The 17,095-nt window shown below is 61.7% G+C and carries 16 protein-coding genes; 5 read left to right on the forward strand and 11 right to left on the reverse strand.

What is annotated here, in order from left to right; translation table 11 throughout:
* The first annotated feature begins 38 nt into the window (after window positions 1–38).
* The 4 genes from KX729_RS12520 to KX729_RS12535 all read left to right on the forward strand — a co-directional run bounded on the left by KX729_RS12520 (window position 39) and on the right by KX729_RS12535 (window position 4,745).
* The gene (locus KX729_RS12520) at window positions 39–1,106 is read left to right on the forward strand and encodes an ABC transporter ATP-binding protein (RefSeq protein ID WP_219742795.1); all 1,068 of its coding nucleotides are present in this window, start codon (window positions 39–41) and stop codon (window positions 1,104–1,106) included.
* A gap of 151 nt (window positions 1,107–1,257) precedes the next feature.
* Window positions 1,258–2,562 (forward strand): ABC transporter substrate-binding protein, encoded by a 1,305-nt coding sequence (locus KX729_RS12525; protein WP_219742796.1) that lies wholly within the window; start codon window positions 1,258–1,260, stop codon window positions 2,560–2,562.
* A gap of 254 nt (window positions 2,563–2,816) precedes the next feature.
* Window positions 2,817–3,743, forward strand: coding sequence for a carbohydrate ABC transporter permease (locus KX729_RS12530; protein WP_219742797.1), 927 nt, complete (start codon window positions 2,817–2,819; stop codon window positions 3,741–3,743).
* A gap of 102 nt (window positions 3,744–3,845) precedes the next feature.
* Complete coding sequence (locus KX729_RS12535; protein WP_219742798.1) at window positions 3,846–4,745, forward strand: carbohydrate ABC transporter permease; 900 nt, start codon at window positions 3,846–3,848, stop codon at window positions 4,743–4,745.
* Window positions 4,746–4,919: 174 nt separating this feature from the next.
* On the opposite strand, the gene KX729_RS12540 is transcribed toward KX729_RS12535, so the two are convergent.
* Entirely contained in the window at window positions 4,920–5,729 is an 810-nt protein-coding gene (locus tag KX729_RS12540; RefSeq protein WP_219742799.1) for an alpha/beta fold hydrolase, read from the reverse strand.
* Between the two features lie 105 nt (window positions 5,730–5,834).
* Window positions 5,835–6,779, reverse strand: coding sequence for a LysR family transcriptional regulator (locus tag KX729_RS12545; RefSeq protein ID WP_219742800.1), 945 nt, complete (start codon window positions 6,777–6,779; stop codon window positions 5,835–5,837).
* A 259-nt stretch (window positions 6,780–7,038) separates the two neighbouring features.
* On the opposite strand from KX729_RS12545, the gene KX729_RS12550 reads away from it, so the two are divergent.
* A complete protein-coding gene (locus KX729_RS12550; protein WP_219742801.1) occupies window positions 7,039–9,123 on the forward strand; it encodes a tripartite tricarboxylate transporter permease in 2,085 nt (694 codons plus the stop codon).
* Window positions 9,124–9,190: 67 nt separating this feature from the next.
* On the opposite strand, the gene KX729_RS12555 is transcribed toward KX729_RS12550, so the two are convergent.
* From KX729_RS12555 to KX729_RS12595, 9 genes are all read right to left on the reverse strand, one after another.
* Window positions 9,191–10,075 (reverse strand): AraC family transcriptional regulator, encoded by an 885-nt coding sequence (locus tag KX729_RS12555; protein ID WP_219742802.1) that lies wholly within the window; start codon window positions 10,073–10,075, stop codon window positions 9,191–9,193.
* A 102-nt stretch (window positions 10,076–10,177) separates the two neighbouring features.
* Window positions 10,178–10,951 carry a gamma-glutamyl-gamma-aminobutyrate hydrolase family protein gene (locus KX729_RS12560; RefSeq protein ID WP_219742803.1) on the reverse strand — a complete coding sequence of 258 codons (774 nt, stop codon included), beginning with the start codon at window positions 10,949–10,951 and terminating at the stop codon, window positions 10,178–10,180.
* A gap of 71 nt (window positions 10,952–11,022) precedes the next feature.
* Window positions 11,023–11,352, reverse strand: coding sequence for a DUF6665 family protein (locus KX729_RS12565; protein WP_219742804.1), 330 nt, complete (start codon window positions 11,350–11,352; stop codon window positions 11,023–11,025).
* Window positions 11,353–11,429: 77 nt separating this feature from the next.
* A complete protein-coding gene (locus KX729_RS12570; RefSeq protein WP_219742805.1) occupies window positions 11,430–12,341 on the reverse strand; it encodes an IclR family transcriptional regulator in 912 nt (303 codons plus the stop codon).
* Window positions 12,342–12,400: 59 nt separating this feature from the next.
* Window positions 12,401–13,480, reverse strand: a complete 1,080-nt coding sequence (locus KX729_RS12575) for an iron-containing alcohol dehydrogenase (RefSeq protein WP_219742806.1) — start codon at window positions 13,478–13,480, stop codon at window positions 12,401–12,403.
* Window positions 13,481–13,594: 114 nt separating this feature from the next.
* Window positions 13,595–14,368, reverse strand: a complete 774-nt coding sequence (locus KX729_RS12580) for a carbon-nitrogen hydrolase family protein (protein WP_219742807.1) — start codon at window positions 14,366–14,368, stop codon at window positions 13,595–13,597.
* On the reverse strand, window positions 14,365–15,159 hold the full coding sequence (locus KX729_RS12585) for an ABC transporter permease (RefSeq protein ID WP_219742808.1): 795 nt from the start codon (window positions 15,157–15,159) through the stop codon (window positions 14,365–14,367). The genes KX729_RS12580 and KX729_RS12585 overlap by 4 nt, the downstream gene beginning before the upstream one ends.
* Entirely contained in the window at window positions 15,156–16,010 is an 855-nt protein-coding gene (locus KX729_RS12590; protein WP_219742809.1) for an ABC transporter permease, read from the reverse strand. The genes KX729_RS12585 and KX729_RS12590 overlap by 4 nt, the downstream gene beginning before the upstream one ends.
* The gene (locus KX729_RS12595; RefSeq protein ID WP_219742810.1) at window positions 16,007–17,044 is read right to left on the reverse strand and encodes an ABC transporter ATP-binding protein; all 1,038 of its coding nucleotides are present in this window, start codon (window positions 17,042–17,044) and stop codon (window positions 16,007–16,009) included. The genes KX729_RS12590 and KX729_RS12595 overlap by 4 nt, the downstream gene beginning before the upstream one ends.
* Between the last annotated feature and the right edge of the window lie 51 nt (window positions 17,045–17,095).

The raw sequence follows: 17,095 nt of genomic DNA on the forward strand, positions 1-17,095 counted from the left end.
GCATAGCAGGTCGTGCTTGGAATCTGGGAGGAGGGAATATGGCAGGCGTTCAATTCGCGGATGTTCGGAAGTCGTTCGGGGCGGTTCCGGTCATCAAGGGCGTGAACATTGATATTGCCGATGGGGAATTCGTCATCCTGGTCGGCCCTTCGGGCTGCGGCAAATCCACCCTTCTGCGCATGTTGGCGGGGCTTGAGAACATTTCCGGCGGCGAGATCAAGATCGGCGGGCGGGTGGTCAACACCCTGCCGCCGAAGGAACGCGACATCGCCATGGTGTTCCAGAACTATGCGCTCTATCCGCATATGACCGTGCAGCAGAACATGGCCTTCTCGCTGATGCTGAACAAGGCGCCGAAGGACGAGGCGGAGAAGCGGGTGAAATACGCCGCCGGCATTCTCGGTCTCGACAAGTTGCTCGACCGTTATCCTCGCCAGCTTTCCGGCGGCCAGCGCCAGCGCGTCGCCATGGGCCGCGCCATCGTCCGCGATCCGGAAGTATTTCTGTTCGATGAACCGCTGTCCAATCTCGATGCGAAGCTGCGCGTCGCCATGCGCGCCGAGATCAAGGAGCTGCATCAGCGGCTGAAGACGACGACGGTCTATGTCACGCACGACCAGATCGAGGCGATGACCATGGCCGACAAGATCGTCGTCATGCATGACGGCATCGTCGAGCAGATCGGCACGCCGCTGGAGCTTTACGACAAGCCGGCCAATCTTTTCGTCGGCGGTTTCATCGGCTCGCCTGCTATGAACATGATCAAGGGCAAGCTCGATGCCAACGATCCGACGCGCTTCCTGACCGCCGATGGCACGGCTCTGCCGGTCGCCAATTCGCCGGCCGCCGCCAAGGGCCGTGACCTCGTTTACGGCCTGCGCCCCGAATATATCTCGCTCGATGCCAATGGTCTGCCCGGTGAAATCGTCGTGCTGGAGCCGACCGGCTACGAGACGCATCTGACGTTGAGGCTCGGCGGCAGCGATCTCACCTGTGTCTTCCGCGAGCGCATCACCGCGCGGCCGGGCGAAATGCTGCGCGTCGCGATCGACGCCTCGCATGTTCACCTCTTCGATGCCGAAAGCGGGCAGAGGCTGACAGACTGACGCTGTCCGGCGGAGGTGCGGGAGAGGAGGAGTCTCCCCGCTCATCTGCCGGTCGGCACGCATTCCGTTTTACGGATGCTAAGGCCGCGTTCGCCCAGCGGGAGGTGAATGCCGGAGAGTTCGCTCCCGCTTTTCAAAGAGGAGGAATATCATGACGATCAAGAGACGTGACTTTCTGGCTGCATCGGCAACCGTGGCGGGCGTTGCCGGCCTCGGCATTCGCCCCTCGTTTGCCCAGGCCGAGCCGGCCTACAAGCCGGAGGCCGGCGCCAGCTTGCGCCTGCTGCGCTGGACGCCGTTCGTGAAGGGTGACGAAGACGCCTGGCTCGCCAATACCAAGAAGTTCACCGATGCGACCGGCGTTCAGGTCCGCGTCGACAAGGAAAGCTGGGAAGATATCCGCCCCAAGGCAGCGGTTGCGGCAAACGTCGGCTCCGGCCCGGACCTCGTCATGTGCTGGTTCGACGATGCGCACCAGTATCCGGACAAGCTGACCGATCTCACCGAACTCGCCAATTATCTCGGCGGCAAATATGGTGGCTGGTATGACGGCGTGAAGGGTTATGCCTCGCGCGGCGACAAGTTCATTGCCATGCCGCTGGCGGCGATCGGCAACGCCGTCGTCTATCGCGACAGCCACATGAAGGCTGCCGGCTTCAGCGAATTCCCGAAGGATACGGCAGGCTTCCTCGAGCTTTGCAAGGCGATGAAGGCCAAGGGCACCCCCGCCGGCTTCCCGCACGGCAAGGCCGTCGGCGACGGCAACAACTATGCCCATTGGCTGCTCTGGAGCCACGGCGCCAAGATGGTCGACGAAAGCGGCAAGGTGACGATCAACAGCCCGGAAACGCTGGCTTCGATCAACTATGCCAAGCAGCTTTACGCCACCTTCATTCCGGGCACGGAAAGCTGGCAGGACATCAACAACAACCGCGCCTTCCTGGCCGGCCAGGTGTCGCTGATCGCCAACGGCGTTTCGGTCTATTATGCCGCGAAGGCGGACCCGAAGCTCGCCGAAATCGCCAAGGATATCCGCTCGACCAATTTCCCGATCGGCCCGGTCGGCAAGAGCGTCGAGCTGCACCAGACGAGCTCGCTGCTGCTTTTCAAGCATACGAAATATCCGGAAGCGGCGAAGGCCTACATCAAGTTCATGATGGAAGCCGACCAGATGAATGCCTGGATCCAGGGCTCCAGCGCCTATTGCTGCCAGCCGCTCAAGGAGTTCGCCAAGAACCTGATCTGGACCGCCGACCCGATCCACGCGCCTTATGCCCGCGCTTCGGAAACGCTCCGCCCGAACGGCTATGCCGGCCCGCTGGGTTACGCCTCGGCATCCACCATGGCCGACTACGTGCTGGTCGACATGTATGCCGCAGCCGTCACCGGCCAGCTTTCACCGGAAGACGCGATGAAGGAAGCCGAGCGCCGGGCGAACCGGTATTACCGGGTTTAGTTCCTGCGCCTCAAGGATGAGGGGCAATCATATCTGATGTTTGCCCCTCATCTGCCTGCCGGCACCTTCTCCCCGTTCTGACGGGGAGAAGGGCATATGCCGCGCCGGCTACCCTCGGCCTCGACGCCGAGCATCGCAAGTTCCCTCTCCCCGCGCGCGGGGAGAGGTGGAGAGCAGCTTGCTGCTCTCTGGGTGAGGGGCAATCACGGTCCGCCACTTCCCAGAAAAGACAAACGGCAATCTGGAGATAAGCAATGTCGACGGTGCAATCCGGGGAAACGCGCAGGCCTTCGCTGCTGCAGAACAACAACGTGCTCGGCTTCCTGTTCATGCTGCCGGCGGCGGTGTTTCTGATCTGCTTCCTTACCTATCCGCTGGGGCTCGGCGTCTGGCTCGGTTTTACCGACACGCGCATCGGCCGCGACGGGGTGTTCATCGGGCTGGAAAACTACCAGTACCTGATGGAGGACAAGGTCTTCTGGCTGTCGGTCTTCAATACCGTGCTCTACACGTCCGTCGCCTCGGTGCTGAAATTCGCGCTCGGCCTCTGGCTGGCGCTGCTCCTGAACCAGCATTTGCCGTTCAAGAGCTTCTTCCGGGCGATCGTGCTGCTGCCCTGGGTCGTGCCGACCGTGCTCTCCGGCCTTGCCTTCTGGTGGATCTACGACGCACAGTTTTCGATCGTTTCGTGGTCGCTGATGCAGATGGGCCTGATCAGCAGCCCGATCAATTTCCTGGGCGATCCGACCAATGCGCGCATCTCGGTGATACTGGCCAATGTCTGGCGCGGCATTCCCTTCGTGGCGATCTCGCTGCTGGCCGGCCTGCAGACCATTCCGGCTTCGCTGCAGGAAGCCGCCTCGCTTGACGGCGCCACCAGCTGGCAGCGCTTCCGGCATGTGACGCTGCCGATGTTGACGCCAATCATCGCCGTCGTCATGACCTTCTCGGTATTGTTCACCTTCACTGATTTCCAGCTCATCTACGTGCTGACCAAGGGCGGCCCGGTCAATGCCACGCATCTGATGGCGACCCTGTCCTTCCAGCGCGGCATTCCCGGCGGGCAGCTCGGCGAGGGCGCGGCGATCGCCGTTGCCATGGTGCCCTTCCTGCTCGGCGCGATCATGTTCAGCTTCTTCGGCCTGCAACGCCGCAAATGGCAGCAGGGCGGTCAGGACTAGAGCATTTCGGCTTCACCGAAACGCTCTCGATTCTTTTGTTTTACGCAATTCCGGACGCAAAACCGCGATGCACTTTTGCTGGAATTGCTTGGGAGAACCACAATGTCGACCAATACAAACGCCGCCAACGAAGTCCTGACCGACAATGCCGAGGGCATGAGCTATCTGAACCGCCTGCCGCGGCGGGTGGTAATGGTCTATCTGCCGATGGCGGTCTTCGTCTTCGTGCTGCTCTTCCCGTTCTACTGGATGGCGATCACCTCGGTTAAGCCGAACGACCAGCTGACCGACTACAAGAACTACAGCCCCTTCTGGGTGGTCGGGCCGACGCTGCAGCACATCAAATATCTGTTTCTGGAAACATCCTATCCGGGCTGGCTATGGAACACGATGCTGGTGGCGGTCTGCTCCACCTCCCTGTCGCTGTTCGCCTCGGTCTTCGGCGCTTATGCGATCGAGCGGGTGCGTTTCACCGGCTCGCGGTCGATAGGCCTCGTCATTTTCCTGGCCTATCTCGTGCCGCCGTCGATCCTGTTCATTCCGCTCGCCTTCATCGTTTTCAAGCTCGGAATGTATGACTCGCTGCTGGCCTTGATCTTTACCTATCCGACCTTCCTCATTCCCTTCTGCACTTGGCTGCTGATGGGTTATTTCCGCTCGATCCCGTTCGAGCTGGAGGAAAGCGCGCTGGTTGATGGCGCAAACCGTTGTCAGATTCTGACGAAGATCATCCTGCCTTTGGCGGTGCCGGGCCTGATTTCGGCCGGGATTTTCGCCTTCACGCTCTCATGGAACGAGTTCATCTACGCGCTGACCTTCATCCAGTCGTCGGAAAACAAGACGATTCCGGTCGGCGTGCTGACGGAACTGGTGCGCGGCGACGTGTTCGAATGGGGATCGCTGATGGCCGGCGCGCTGTTCGGCTCACTGCCGGTGGTGATCCTGTATTCGTTCTTCGTGGATTATTACGTGTCGTCGATGACCGGTGCGGTGAAGGAGTAGGTTTGCGTTCTTCGCAGGCAGCGTTGGCCCCTAACCCGCTCGCGGGGAGAGGGGACGTGCCCCGCTTGATCGTTGAGGTTCTGGAAAGCGGTGCGGCTTGCTTCCTTCTCCCCGTCAGAACGGGGAGAAGGTCCCGGCAGGGGGATGAGGGGCAAGTTCTAGGCGATTTGGAAATCAAACCGCCTTGGCCAGTTCCTGAAGGTGCCCGGCAATCACACCCGGCACCTCAAGCGGCGTGAAATGCCGCACGCCTTCCATGATGAACAGTTCGGCGCCGGGAATATTATCAGCCATGTAACGCGCCATCTCCGGCGGCGTCGCATAATCCTCGGTGCCGACCGCGACACGGCAGGGAAACCTGAAGCCAGGCAGAGCCGCGCGGATATCCGCATTGCCGAGCATGGCGCAGGTCGCGGCATAGGCCGGCAGTTCGTTCTTCAGGAAAACGCCGATCGCCTTTTCGACGACATCCGGATTGGCCTCACGGAAAGCATCGCTGAACCAGCGGGTTTTCTGGAAGCCGACGAGTGCGCCCATGCCTTCGGCAACCGCCTTGTCGGCGCGTTCCTTCCAGGCCTTTGGGGCATCTGCGCCATACCAGGAGGTCGTATCGAACAGGCCGAGTGCGGCAGCACGCTCCGGATACCGCGCCGCAAACGCGAGTGCCACGCAGCCACCCATCGAGGCGCCGGCGACGACGGCGGATGTCCAGCCGACATGGTCCATCAGATCGGCCATGTCATCGGCAAAAAGTTCGACGCTGTAGGGGCCGGCCGGCTTTCCCGATGCGCCGTGGCCGCGGCAATCGAAGATCAGCGCGTCTGCTGCGCCGTCCAACGCTTCCGCGGTCGGCTCCCAGAACGTCTTGTCCATGGCGAGCGAATGCACCAGCACGATGCGCTTGTCACCATTGCCTTTGATCAGCCGGTAGGAAATCGTAGTCCCATCACGGGTCGTGGCTAGGCTGCTCGACTGGTAGGCCATGGAATTCTCCTCGCTAGGCATTCTACGTCATATTGTATGACAATCGTATATGCAAAAGAATGCCGGCTGACAACAGGCGATCGGGAGGTGGCGATGCCGATCAAATTATCCGGCCGCAGAAAGCGGCGGGCTTTCGTTTTCCTCGGCAAGCTGGCGGGCGACCGTGGCAAGCTGCCGCCTCAGCCATTTGTGCGCAGGCAGGTCCGTATGCACATCGCTCCACACTGCGGTGGCGCAAACAGTCATGTTCGACACCGGCACGGGACAAAAATAGAAGCGCGACGGATCGAAGATCGGCGCCATCTTTTCGAACACCAGTACGACGAGGTCGGAGCGCGAGACGATCGCGGGCGCGGCGAGAAACTGGTGGACGGTGGTCACAACGCGGCGCTTCAGACCGGCCTGGGCCAGAAACCGGTCAGCGCGGCTGACATCGCTCATGCCCGGCTTCACGGAAAGCTGATCGGTTGCGAGGAATTCGTCCAGCGTAATCGGTTTGCCCGCCAGCGGGTGGCCCCGCCGCATCATGCAGACATAGGTATCCTCAAACAGCGGCATGTTCTTGAAGCGACGCGGCAGGTTGGGGATAATGCCGACGGCGAGGTCGATCTCGCTATTGTCCAGCTGGGTCGGCAGTTCCTCGTTCGGCCGCGACTGGATCTGCAGGCTGACGCGCGGCGCAATACGGGTAATGTGCTCGATCAGCAGCGGCAGCAAGACGACCGAGGCATGGTCGGAAACCGCCAGGCTGAACGTCCAGTCCGGATCGCCTGGTTCGAAAGCTGTGGGCTCCAATGCCTCCTCGATCTGCCGCATCGCCGCCTGGATCGGTCCCGCTATCTCCAGGGCCCGCGGCGTCGGGCGCATGCCGTCGGCAGTGCGCAGGAAAAGCCTGTCGTTCAGAAGCAGGCGCAGCCGGTTCAGCGCGTTCGACAGCGCCGGCTGCGACATGCCAAGCCGTTCGGCAGCGCGGCTGACGCTGCCGTCGACCATCATGGCGTCGAAGACGACCAGGAGCTTGAGATCGATATTAGCCAAATTCATTGGCATGATAATACTCTTTGCTTTTTGAATTTGCCAAGCGATATCGAGGCGGTTCAACATTGTCGTACAAAAATACAATACTACACAAGTACCTGTGAGCAAAAACGCCAGGCGCGGTGCATGCGTATTCGAGTGTTTCTCTCGACCGCTACAGTTGCTGGCGGCAAGGTTTGCCGGGTGATAGGTCGACTATGAGGGAGAGAGGGCGCTGCGGCGTCCCAGGGACGAATATGCCTCGCCGGCCGCGAGGCGGTGGAGGAAGTATATGATTTTCGAACAGGCCATGGCGGCGTTGACGGTCATTTTTGACCCCATGCGCTTCCTGATCATCATGCTGGGTTGCGTACTCGGCCTTTTTATCGGGGTCATTCCCGGCATCGGCGGTCTGGCGGGCATGGCCCTGCTTCTGCCGTTCACCTACACGATGGACGCCTATACGGCGCTCGCCTTCCTGATCGGCATGTGGGCGGTGACGCCGACGGCCGACACCATTCCCTCGATCCTGATCGGGGTGCCGGGGGCTGCCGGTTCGGCGGCAACCGTCATGGACGGTTATCCGATGGCGCGGCGCGGCGAGGCCGGAAGGGCGCTCGGTGCATCCTATACAGCATCGCTGATCGGCGGCATTTTCGGCGCGCTGCTGCTCGCCGTCTCCATTCCGATCCTGCGTCCTTTCATGATGGCCTTCGGCACGCCGGAGCTTCTGGCTCTCTGCATTCTCGGCCTGACGCTCGTTGCAGCCGTCAGCCAGGGCAACATGATGAAGGGGCTCGTTGCGGCGTGTTTCGGTGTCGTCATCGCCTCGGTGGGTGACGAAGCGCAGACCGGCGAGCTTCGCTGGACCTTCGATTCGATCTATCTCTGGGAAGGCGTGCCGCTCGAAGCACTGGTTCTCGGCCTCTTCGCGGTGCCTGAATTGATCGAGCTCGGGGCTGCCCGCCAGGCGGTCGCCATGCACAAGAGCGAAAGCATCGTGCGCGACCAGTTCCGCGGCGTGAAGGATGCGATCCAGAACATTCGCCTCGTGCTGCAGAGCTCCTGGCTCGGCGCTATCCTCGGTTCGGTTCCGGGCCTCGGTGGCCCGGCGATCGACTGGATCGCCTACGGCTCGGCCGCGAAATCCGTCAAGGGCGGCACAGAGACCTTCGGCACCGGCGACGTGCGCGGCGTCATCGCCTGCGAGGCGGCCAACAATTCCCGCGAAGGCGGCGCGCTGATCCCGACGCTCGCCTTCGGTATTCCGGCCAGCGCCACCATGGCGATCCTGCTCGGCGCGTTCATGATGCACGGCATCCAGCCGGGTCCGAAACTGCTCACCGAACAGCTGGATATCACCTATACGATCGTCTGGAGCCTGATGATCGCCAACATTATCGGCGTTCTCATCTGCTTTGCCTTCGTATCGCAGCTTGCCAAGCTCGCCATGGTGCCGGCTGGCATCCTGGTGCCGACGGTACTCGCCATCGTCTTCATCGGCGCCTATTCGGCGACCCGCGATATCGGCGACATCATCGTGCTGCTGATCTTCTCGGTGATCGGCTGGGGCATGAAACGGTTCGGCTGGGCGCGTGCGCCGGTCCTGCTCGGCCTCGTGCTTGGCGGCCTTGTCGAACAGTATCTGTTCATTTCGACCAGCCGCTACGGCGCCACATGGCTGCAGCGCCCGGGCGTCATCTTCATCCTGCTGATCCCGGTCGTTTACTTTGCCTATACTGCCGTCCGTTTCTTCCTGAAGCGCCGCAATGCCGAGCCGGCTCTGGCCGCCGTCGGCGCTGCGGTCAGCGAACCGGTCGCACCGAAGGACATCGAGCCTGCCGGCCCGATTTCCGCCGTCGACCGTATCATGCTGCCCGGCATGTGGATCCTCGCGGCGCTGCTATTCATCACCGCACTTGCCACATCCACGGAATGGGCGCTCGCCGCCCGGCTGATGCCGCAGACGGTTTCCGCCGTCGGCCTCATCGTGGTGATCTGCTCGGGCATCGGCGTCTACATGCGCAAGCGTGCCGGCGAAACGATCGTCAAGCCGCGCAAGGCGCATATGGCCGACGTGCTGGAAGCTATGCCAGACCGCGAACTCTATCCGCGCATGGGCATCATGTTCGCCTGGGTATTGGGTGTGTTCGTCGGCTCGGAACTGATCGGCCTGCTCCCGACGCTCTTCATCTACATGGTCGCCTACATGCGTTTCGAGGGCAAACAGCCCTGGCTGCGCACGCTGGTCATCGCGATCTGCATCTGGGCATCGATGTTCATCCTGTTCGACAAGCTGCTCAACATGCCCTGGCCGCAATCCTATCTGGGCGATGCCTTCCCGGCATTGCGCACCATGGTGTCGGACATCATCTGACGATCAAGCCTCCAAAGGCAACCGAAGGCCGGAGCAGAAATGCTCCGGCCTTTTTCGTTGCAGGGGTCTATCTCAGCGGCAGGAACAGTTCCACCACGACTTCATGGACCGCCGAGTTCGGGAGGAAGGAAAAATGCCGCTGGCAATAGATCGGGAAGTCGCGGGCTTCCTCGCCGCTAGCCGGAAGCCAGTCGCGATAGAGATAGAGTGCAGCGGGCTCCAGATTGTGGGTATCGTGGACGACGCGCATGATGGCACAGCGCCCGCCCGGGATCATACCGGCCTTCATCACATCGTCGTCCTTGTCGATAGGCCGATCGGTTCCCACGCATAGATCCATGCTGTAATCGGCCGGGACTGCGGGTGTCCTCTCCGAACGGAAGATGTTGAAGGTGGGGTTCGTCTCGGGCGACAGGCCGGCGGCCTTGCGCCAGGCGATGAACCGCTCGATGGTCGTGCCGAGCGTTGTCCGGTCTCCCCGATGCTCAAGGATTGCCACCGGCGTCGGCGATACGTCCCTGATCATCACGTCGTCATTCGTATAGATAATCTGCATCAGCTTGCTCCTGGCGTTGTCGAAAGGCCCGAAGGCCACAAGCCACGGCGCCCAATCGGGCGATTTCCGAAACGATGACGGAGACTGGCCGAGCCGTTGCCGGAAAGCGCGGGCAAAGGCATCGGGCGCATCGTAACCGGCGTCCATCGCTATGTCGGTAACACTCCGGGCATCCCCGTCGGCCAGCCGGTATGAGGCGCGCTTCATGCGGGCGAGCTGGATATAGCGATGCACTGAGAGGCCGAAAGTTGCGGTGAACTGTCGGTGGAAATGATATTTCGAATAGGCTGCGATGCCGCTCAGCATGTCGAGATCCAGATCATCGTCCAGATGGCTGTCGATATGATCAAGCACCCGCTGCATTCGGGCATGATAGTGTTGAAGCGCCGCCTTCATCGATAATCCTTCCGTGGCGGCATCAACTAAACGCAGCGGGAAGCGGCACGCTCGACCGATCTTGCGGTTTTGCCGCGACCGGCAATTTTTGCTCGGCCGTGATTATGCGGCAGCCTTCTTGCGAGACCGGACCGCCTCGCCGAAAGCCTGGAAAAGCGTCCGGTTGATCGGGTTTACCTGCGGATCGTATTCCGCATGCCATTGCACGCCGAGCGCAAAACCTTGCGCCTCCTTGAAGCGGATCGCCTCGATCGTGCCGTCCTCGGCGACGCCTTCGGCAATGATACGCTCGCCGAGCTGAAGAACGCCCTGGCCATGCAGCGAGTTGACCCGGATCGTTTCCTTGCCGAGCAGTTTCGCAAACGTGCCGCCGGGCATAAGCTGCACATCATGGCGATCGGCGAAGATAACGGCGGGATCGGGATGAATCTCGCCGGTTTCCAGCCGCGGCATGCGGTGATTGATGCGGCCGGGCAGATCACGGATTTCCGGATGCAGCGAGCCGCCGGCTGCGACGTTCATTTCCTGAAAGCCGCGACAGATGCCGAAGACCGGAATGCCGCGCGCCACGCAGGCATCGATCAGCGGCAGGGCGACCGCATCGCGGTTTTCGTCATAGGGCTCGTGTGCGACATGCGGCTCGGTCTTGAAATTGCGCGGATGCACATTGGCACGGGCGCCGGTCAGCAGGATGCCATCGACGATCGAAAGAAGCGTGCCGATATCGGTAATCTTCGGGTTGCCGGCAAACATCAGCGGCAGGGCGTCGGTCAGCTCGGCGATCGCCTGGAGATTGCTTTCGCCTACGAGCTGCGCGGCAAAGCGGTTCTCGACGGTATAGGAATTCCCGATCACACCGATCACGGGCTTGGTCATGTTCTGCGTCCACATTCCGGCCGGCTTTTGGCTTCAAAGCGCGCGCCAATCTCAACTATCCGTTCCAAAACTCATTTGCGCACCGTGCCGACCCGCGCGAGAACCTCCTGCGGGATGCCGTAGCGCTTGATTATATCGCGATTGTTGCGCATGCCGCACATTTCGCGCTGGATAAAGAAAGCCCAGACCGCATCGGCGGCATCGAACAGCAGGTTCTCATGCTTCTCCGGGCTGTCGCAGGCCCCGTCCCAGGCGTTAAGTGCGGCAAGTGCCGCCTCCACCTTCACGCCCTGTCGCCCAAGTGCGGCCGCGCGTTCGGCCTGCATCTCGTATTCGAGCACATTGAAGCCGGAATTGACGAGGCCGGGATTGGAAAGTGACTGCGGAGGGCGGACGCTCATGGGGAATAAACCTACGTTTGTCCCAATGTAATCAATTGTTGCGACGCGTCAAAGGGGATTGGCGGCCGACCGTCTCATTACCGTGCTGCGGCGCCCTTTGCCTTGCCGGGTTTCGGTGCCGGCGGCGGATCGCTCTCTTCGGTCGTTACCCCGCGTGCCGGCGCGCCAAGCCGTTCGGAAAGGTGATGTGCTGCCGCCAGCAGGGCTTCCAGCGTGGGCTTCTTGCGGGTGCCGGATAGCTGCTTGTCGGAGCCGAGCACGGTCATCGTCGCGACGATGCGGCCGCTGTAGTCGAAGATCGGTGCGGCGATCGCCGCAAAGCTCGAATTGATGCTGTTGATGGTCATCGCATAACCCTGCCGGCGCACGGTTTCGATGATCTTCTGGATATCCTTCACCGTGGTGACGCGCGGTGCGAGCGAAGCGGCCTCTTCCGACGAATCCCGCTTGTTGGCGTTGATCTCGTCCTGCCGCACCGCGGCGGTCTCGTTCTCTTCCAGATAGGAGAGGAAGACCTGGCCGGTTGCGGAGGTAAGCAGCGGCAGCACGTAACCGAGGCGGACGGCCAGCGAGCCCTGCCTTTCGCCATCCACCTTGGAAACGATGCCCGGGCCGCGATCGCCCCAGAGCGAGAGATAGGTGGCAAAACCGGTAGTGCGTTGGAGCGTGGTCAGTTCCTCGCGCGCCAGTTCCACCACGTCGAGCTGCCGGATGGCGGAAAGGCCGAGCTGAATGGCAAAGCGGCCAAGCCCGTAATGGCCGGTCACCGGGTCCTGGAACGCCATGCCTTCCTTGACGAAACTGACGAGATAAAGATGTGCCTTGGAGGGCGGCATGCCGGCAGCCGCTGCAATATCGCGCAGCGGCAGGGGGCCGTTTGCCGCTTCCATGGCGCGGATGACCTGGAAGCCGACCTCGATCGATTGAATGCGGCGCTGGGTCCACTCTTCCGGCGCTTTTGTCCTATCTGCGGCCTTATCTGCTGGCATGCTAAATCCCCTGTGTTCCCAGATGATTATCTTTATATTAGTGGCAGGTCGAGCCTGCTTTATGCGTAGTTTTCCACAGATCGGAATGCTGTTGCGAGGTCATCTGCGTCGAGCTTCCGTGCCTGGTTGACCATGAACGGGCTTTTCGTGCATTTTGCCGCAAGCTCCTCGATTGCGGCATCGTCCACGACCGGTAGTCCGAGATCGACGAGACGGCGCGGCATGCCGATTTCGTCGCAAAAGGAAAACAGTTCTTTCAACTCGTCTGCGGATCGACCTTCGGCGACGGCCTGTACCAGCGTGCCATAGGCCGCGTGCTCGCCATGCAGCGATTGCTTGCGGACCGGTTCGATCGCGCCGAGCTCCGTTGCAACCGCATGGGCGATCGACAGGCCGGTATTCTCGAAGGCAACGGCACTCAGCCATAACACGGCTTCGATGACGGCCTCGAAATCCGCCGTCACCTCGCCGGTGCCGGCAACCCGCATGGCGCCCGGTCCGTGCTCCAGCAACATACGATAACAGATTTCGCCCAGCATGACGCCGGTCTTCAGCGGCCGTGTGCCCTGTTTCGAGAGCCCGGTACCCTTCCACGCCCCTTCAGTCTCGAATTTTGCGGTCAGCGCGTCGCCGATGCCGCCGCGCAGGAAGCGGGCGGGAGCTTTGGCGATGATTGCCGTATCGACGATCACGAAGGCCGGGTTTGCGTCCATCTGTTCGACGCCGATCATCGTATGTTGGTCGTCATAGATGACGATGCCGCGCGTCGAAGGGGCATCCGTAGAAGCAACGGTCGGCACGCTTATGAAGGGCAGGCCGGCGCGGCGTGCGACGCCCTTGGCGGTATCGAGCGTGCGTCCGCCGCCGATGCCGACCACGACCTCGCCGCCGATACGGCGCACGTCTTCCGCCAGCCGGTCCATTTCCTTATGGGTGACGTCGGCATCGAAAGGAATGACCGTCGGGACAATGTCTTGCCGATGAAGCGCTTCAGCCAGGTCCGCTTCGATATGTGGCAGCACCAGCGCATCGCAGATCGCCACGACCGAACGGCCGAGCGTCGCTGCCTTCTCACCAAGCTGGGCAAGGGCACCGGGGCCTTGGATATAAAAGGCCGGCGCCCGGAAAATACGCGTCATCAACTCCCCCCAGAAATGCTGTCGCGACGAATGCTATACAACATTATCAAAGAAAAGGGAGGCTGGCCAAAGTCGAATTGATGGAAATCATCGCGGTTTCGAGCAGGCGGAAAGTTAAACCAGATCTGCAAGATAGGTATTTTCCGCGCGGGACTTGGCGTAAGGCGCCATGTCGATATCCGCGATGATCAATGCCTCTCCGGCAGCGGGAGCCTCGGCAATCAGCTTGCCATCAGGCGCTGCGATGCGCGACAGGCCGGCATAGGCGAAGAGATCGTCGGCGCCGGCATGGTTGATATAGGCAACGAAGACCTGATTCTCGAAGGCGCGCACTTGGATCATATGATTGGCGATGAACTCGCCCGACCAGCCGGCCGGCAGCGCCGTCGGCACGACGACGAGGTCGGCGCCGCCTTTCGCCAATTGGCGCACGTTTTCCGGAAACTCCACGTCATAGCAGATCAGGAACCCGATCCGCATGCCGCCAAGCGTCACCAGAACCTGACGACGATCCTCCTGGCGGAACCATTTGCGCTCATAGGGACCGTAGAGATTGCATTTGCGATAGACGGCGGTCTGGCCCTTGCCGTCCGTGAAAAAAGCGCTGTTGAAGGTGGCTTCATGGGTTTCTTCGGCAAAGCCCGCGACGATCGCGATACCGTGCTTTGCGGCGATCTCCGAAAGCCGGTCGGTCACCGGGCCATGGGCGGGTGTGGCGAGACCGGGGAACTTGTCCGCCGCGCCATAACCGGTGAGCGCCAGTTCAGGCGCGATCAGCAGTGCCGCGCCCTGAGCAGCGGCCTTCTGGGCCGCAGTCTCGATCTTCGCGAGGTTCGCGTCAACATCGCCGACGATGGACTGCATCTGGTAACCGGCAACTTTCATCACTTGTCCTCCGCCATCGCACCGAGCAGTTTCGGCAGGTCGCCGAACCTTGCCACCAGGCCGAAGATGACCGCTGCGACCAGCAGGAACAGCACGGTTACCGCAGCCATGGTCGGCGTATAGCCGTAGCGCAGCGCGTTGAAAATCTTGATCGGCAGGGTTTCCATGGTGAAGCCGACCGTCATGTAGGCAACGATATATTCGTTGAGCGACAGGACGAAGGCGAAGGCATAACCCGAGACGAGATAGGGCAGGATCAGCGGCAGCACGACGGTGCGGAAGATCGTCCGGTCGTCAGCGCCCATCGTCGCGGCCGCTTCCACCAGCGAGCGGTCGATCGCCGAAAAGCCGAGCGACAGGGTGACCAGCGGCAGGGTGACGAAGAAGATGCCGTGGCTGATGACGGCGGTCCAGGCCTGGCCGTAAAAGCCGGTCGTTGCCCAGAAAGTCAGTAGTCCGAGCGCGGTGATGACCGGCGGCAGCGTAAACGGCGCGACGCCCAAAAGCTGGAAGATGTTCGCCCACGGCGCGACCCGCCGCCAGAGAAACCAGGCGAGCGGCAGGGCGATCAGCAGCGCCAGAAGCGCCGAGGTTGCGGCAAGCGTCAGCGAGGCGAGCAGGGCATTGCGCCATTCAGGATCGGTGAAGATCTGTCCGTACCACGAGAGCGAAAAGCCCTGCGGCGGGAAAGTCAGTGTCTGTCTCTGGTTGACCGAAACGCCGGCGACGACGATCAGCGGCAAAGCCAGGAACAGGCCGACGGCGAAGAAGAAGATGCGGCGCAAAGCGATCATTTCGCCTCCTTCTGCCGGCCGGCATAAAGCGAGAGGCCGACCAGCGCCAGCGACACCAGCACGAGGAACACGGCCATGGCGGCAGCGAAGGGCATGTTAGACTGGTAAATCGCCTGATCGGTGATCAGCACCGACAGCGTCCAGTGCTGCGGCCGGCCGAGTAGCTGCGGCAACAGGTAGGAGCCGAGTGCGAAGATGAAGACCATGATCAGCGTCGCGAGAATGGTGTTGCGAAGCGCCGGCACGACGACCGTGAAGAAGGCCTTGACCGGCGATGCCCCGAGCGTGCGCGCCGCTTCCGTAAGCGTCGGGTCGAGGCGGACGAGGGCGGGGTATAGGACCAGAACCGTGTAGGGAAAGGCCTGATAGGTCATGGCGGTCATGACCGCGCCAAAACTTGGGGTCAGCGCCTGCGCCTGGGTCATCAGCCCCATCCAGACGAAGAGATTGGTGATGCCGGCGGTGCGCGAGAACAGCGTCGACCAGGCAAAACCGATCATCACTTCCGAGAGCGACAGGACGGAAAGCAGCGCCACCAGCCAGACGATCTGCACGCTGCGTTTCGAGCGCGACAGCAGATAGGTGAAGGGTATGCCGATCGCCACGCAGGCGATGGCGACCGCGATCGCGAGGAACAGCGAAAACCCAAGCACGCCGCCGAAAAAGGCGGTCAGGAAGCGCGCGTAATTGTCGAAGACGAAGGCCGGCGTGTAGAAGCCGCCTTGCTGGCGCTGGAAGAAGGATACGGCGATCATCGTGGCGAAAGGCACCACGAAGAACACGATCAGCATGCCCGCCGGAAAGAAGAGCGGTCCGTAATCGGCAAGTCGCTGCGGCGGTTCGCGTCTCATTTCGCAAGCACCACGCTGGTGGCGGGATCGAGCCGGATGCCGACCTGCTGGCCGACGGAAACTTCGGGCCTTGCGCGCGGGGAGGATACGGCGATCACCTGGCTGCCACCTGCCTCCACGAAAGTCTCGATCGCACCGCCGAGATCGCGGATGAAGGTGACGGTGGCGGAGATCGCGCCATTGCCGGGGGCGGTGACCTGCACGTCTTCGGGGCGAACCGAAAGCATACCCTTGGACGTACCCGTCGGCAGCGAGATACCCTCCACGGTCTGGCCGAGCACAATGGCGCGGCCGGCACTGTCAGCCTCGACGGGGATAAGGTTGGTCTGACCGATGAAGTCGGCCACAAAACTGTCCGCCGGGCGACGGTAGATATCGACCGGCGCGGCGGCCTGGCGGATCTCGCCCTTGTTCATGACGACGACCGTATCGGCCATGGTCATCGCCTCGCGCTGGTCGTGGGTCACGACGATCGTGGTGATGCCTAGCCGCTGCTGCAGCTGGCGCAGTTCCACCTGCATGGCCTCGCGCAGTTTCGCATCGAGCGCCGAAAGCGGCTCATCGAGCAGGAAAAGTTTCGGCGAAATCGCCAGCGCGCGGGCAATCGCCACGCGCTGCCGCTGGCCGCCGGAAAGCTTGTTGACGGAACGGTCCGCAAAACCCGGCAGATGGATCATGCCGAGAAGTTCCTCGACTCGACTTTTCTGCACGTCCTTCGCCACGCCGCGAATGCGGAGCGAATAGGCGATATTCTCGCCGACCGTCAGATGCGGGAAAAGCGCCAGCGACTGGAAGACCATGCCGAGATCGCGCTTGTGTGTCGGCACCTGCGTAATGTCGGAACCACCGAGTTCGATCTTGCCACCGGTCGGCAGGTCGAGGCCGGCAATCATCCGCATCAGCGTGGTCTTGCCGCAGCCGGAAGGGCCGAGCAGGCACACGAAAGTGCCGTCCGGCACCGACAGGCTGATGTCGTTGACGGCGGTGAATGTGCCGAACTGCTTCGTCACATGGTTGATGTTCAATCCGGACATTCGGTTCTCGTCAATTTGCTCGGCGAGCGGGTGTCGTCTGCTCCAGAGCAG

This window comes from Neorhizobium populisoli (genome assembly GCF_019430945.1).
Lineage (GTDB): Bacteria > Pseudomonadota > Alphaproteobacteria > Rhizobiales > Rhizobiaceae > Neorhizobium > Neorhizobium populisoli.

Excerpts from the sequence above, each read along its gene's own strand:
- KX729_RS12520 (WP_219742795.1), top strand. The coding sequence starts at position 39 with ATGGCAGGCGTTCAATTCGCGGATGTTCGGAAGTCGTTCGGGGCGGTT.
- KX729_RS12525 (WP_219742796.1), top strand. The coding sequence starts at position 1,258 with ATGACGATCAAGAGACGTGACTTTCTGGCTGCATCGGCAACCGTGGCG.
- KX729_RS12530 (WP_219742797.1), top strand. The coding sequence starts at position 2,817 with ATGTCGACGGTGCAATCCGGGGAAACGCGCAGGCCTTCGCTGCTGCAG.
- KX729_RS12535 (WP_219742798.1), top strand. The coding sequence starts at position 3,846 with ATGTCGACCAATACAAACGCCGCCAACGAAGTCCTGACCGACAATGCC.
- KX729_RS12540 (WP_219742799.1), bottom strand. The coding sequence starts at position 5,729 with ATGGCCTACCAGTCGAGCAGCCTAGCCACGACCCGTGATGGGACTACG.
- KX729_RS12545 (WP_219742800.1), bottom strand. The coding sequence starts at position 6,779 with ATGCCAATGAATTTGGCTAATATCGATCTCAAGCTCCTGGTCGTCTTC.
- KX729_RS12550 (WP_219742801.1), top strand. The coding sequence starts at position 7,039 with ATGATTTTCGAACAGGCCATGGCGGCGTTGACGGTCATTTTTGACCCC.
- KX729_RS12555 (WP_219742802.1), bottom strand. The coding sequence starts at position 10,075 with ATGAAGGCGGCGCTTCAACACTATCATGCCCGAATGCAGCGGGTGCTT.
- KX729_RS12560 (WP_219742803.1), bottom strand. The coding sequence starts at position 10,951 with ATGACCAAGCCCGTGATCGGTGTGATCGGGAATTCCTATACCGTCGAG.
- KX729_RS12565 (WP_219742804.1), bottom strand. The coding sequence starts at position 11,352 with ATGAGCGTCCGCCCTCCGCAGTCACTTTCCAATCCCGGCCTCGTCAAT.
- KX729_RS12570 (WP_219742805.1), bottom strand. The coding sequence starts at position 12,341 with ATGCCAGCAGATAAGGCCGCAGATAGGACAAAAGCGCCGGAAGAGTGG.
- KX729_RS12575 (WP_219742806.1), bottom strand. The coding sequence starts at position 13,480 with ATGACGCGTATTTTCCGGGCGCCGGCCTTTTATATCCAAGGCCCCGGT.
- KX729_RS12585 (WP_219742808.1), bottom strand. The coding sequence starts at position 15,159 with ATGATCGCTTTGCGCCGCATCTTCTTCTTCGCCGTCGGCCTGTTCCTG.
- KX729_RS12590 (WP_219742809.1), bottom strand. The coding sequence starts at position 16,010 with ATGAGACGCGAACCGCCGCAGCGACTTGCCGATTACGGACCGCTCTTC.
- KX729_RS12595 (WP_219742810.1), bottom strand. The coding sequence starts at position 17,044 with ATGTCCGGATTGAACATCAACCATGTGACGAAGCAGTTCGGCACATTC.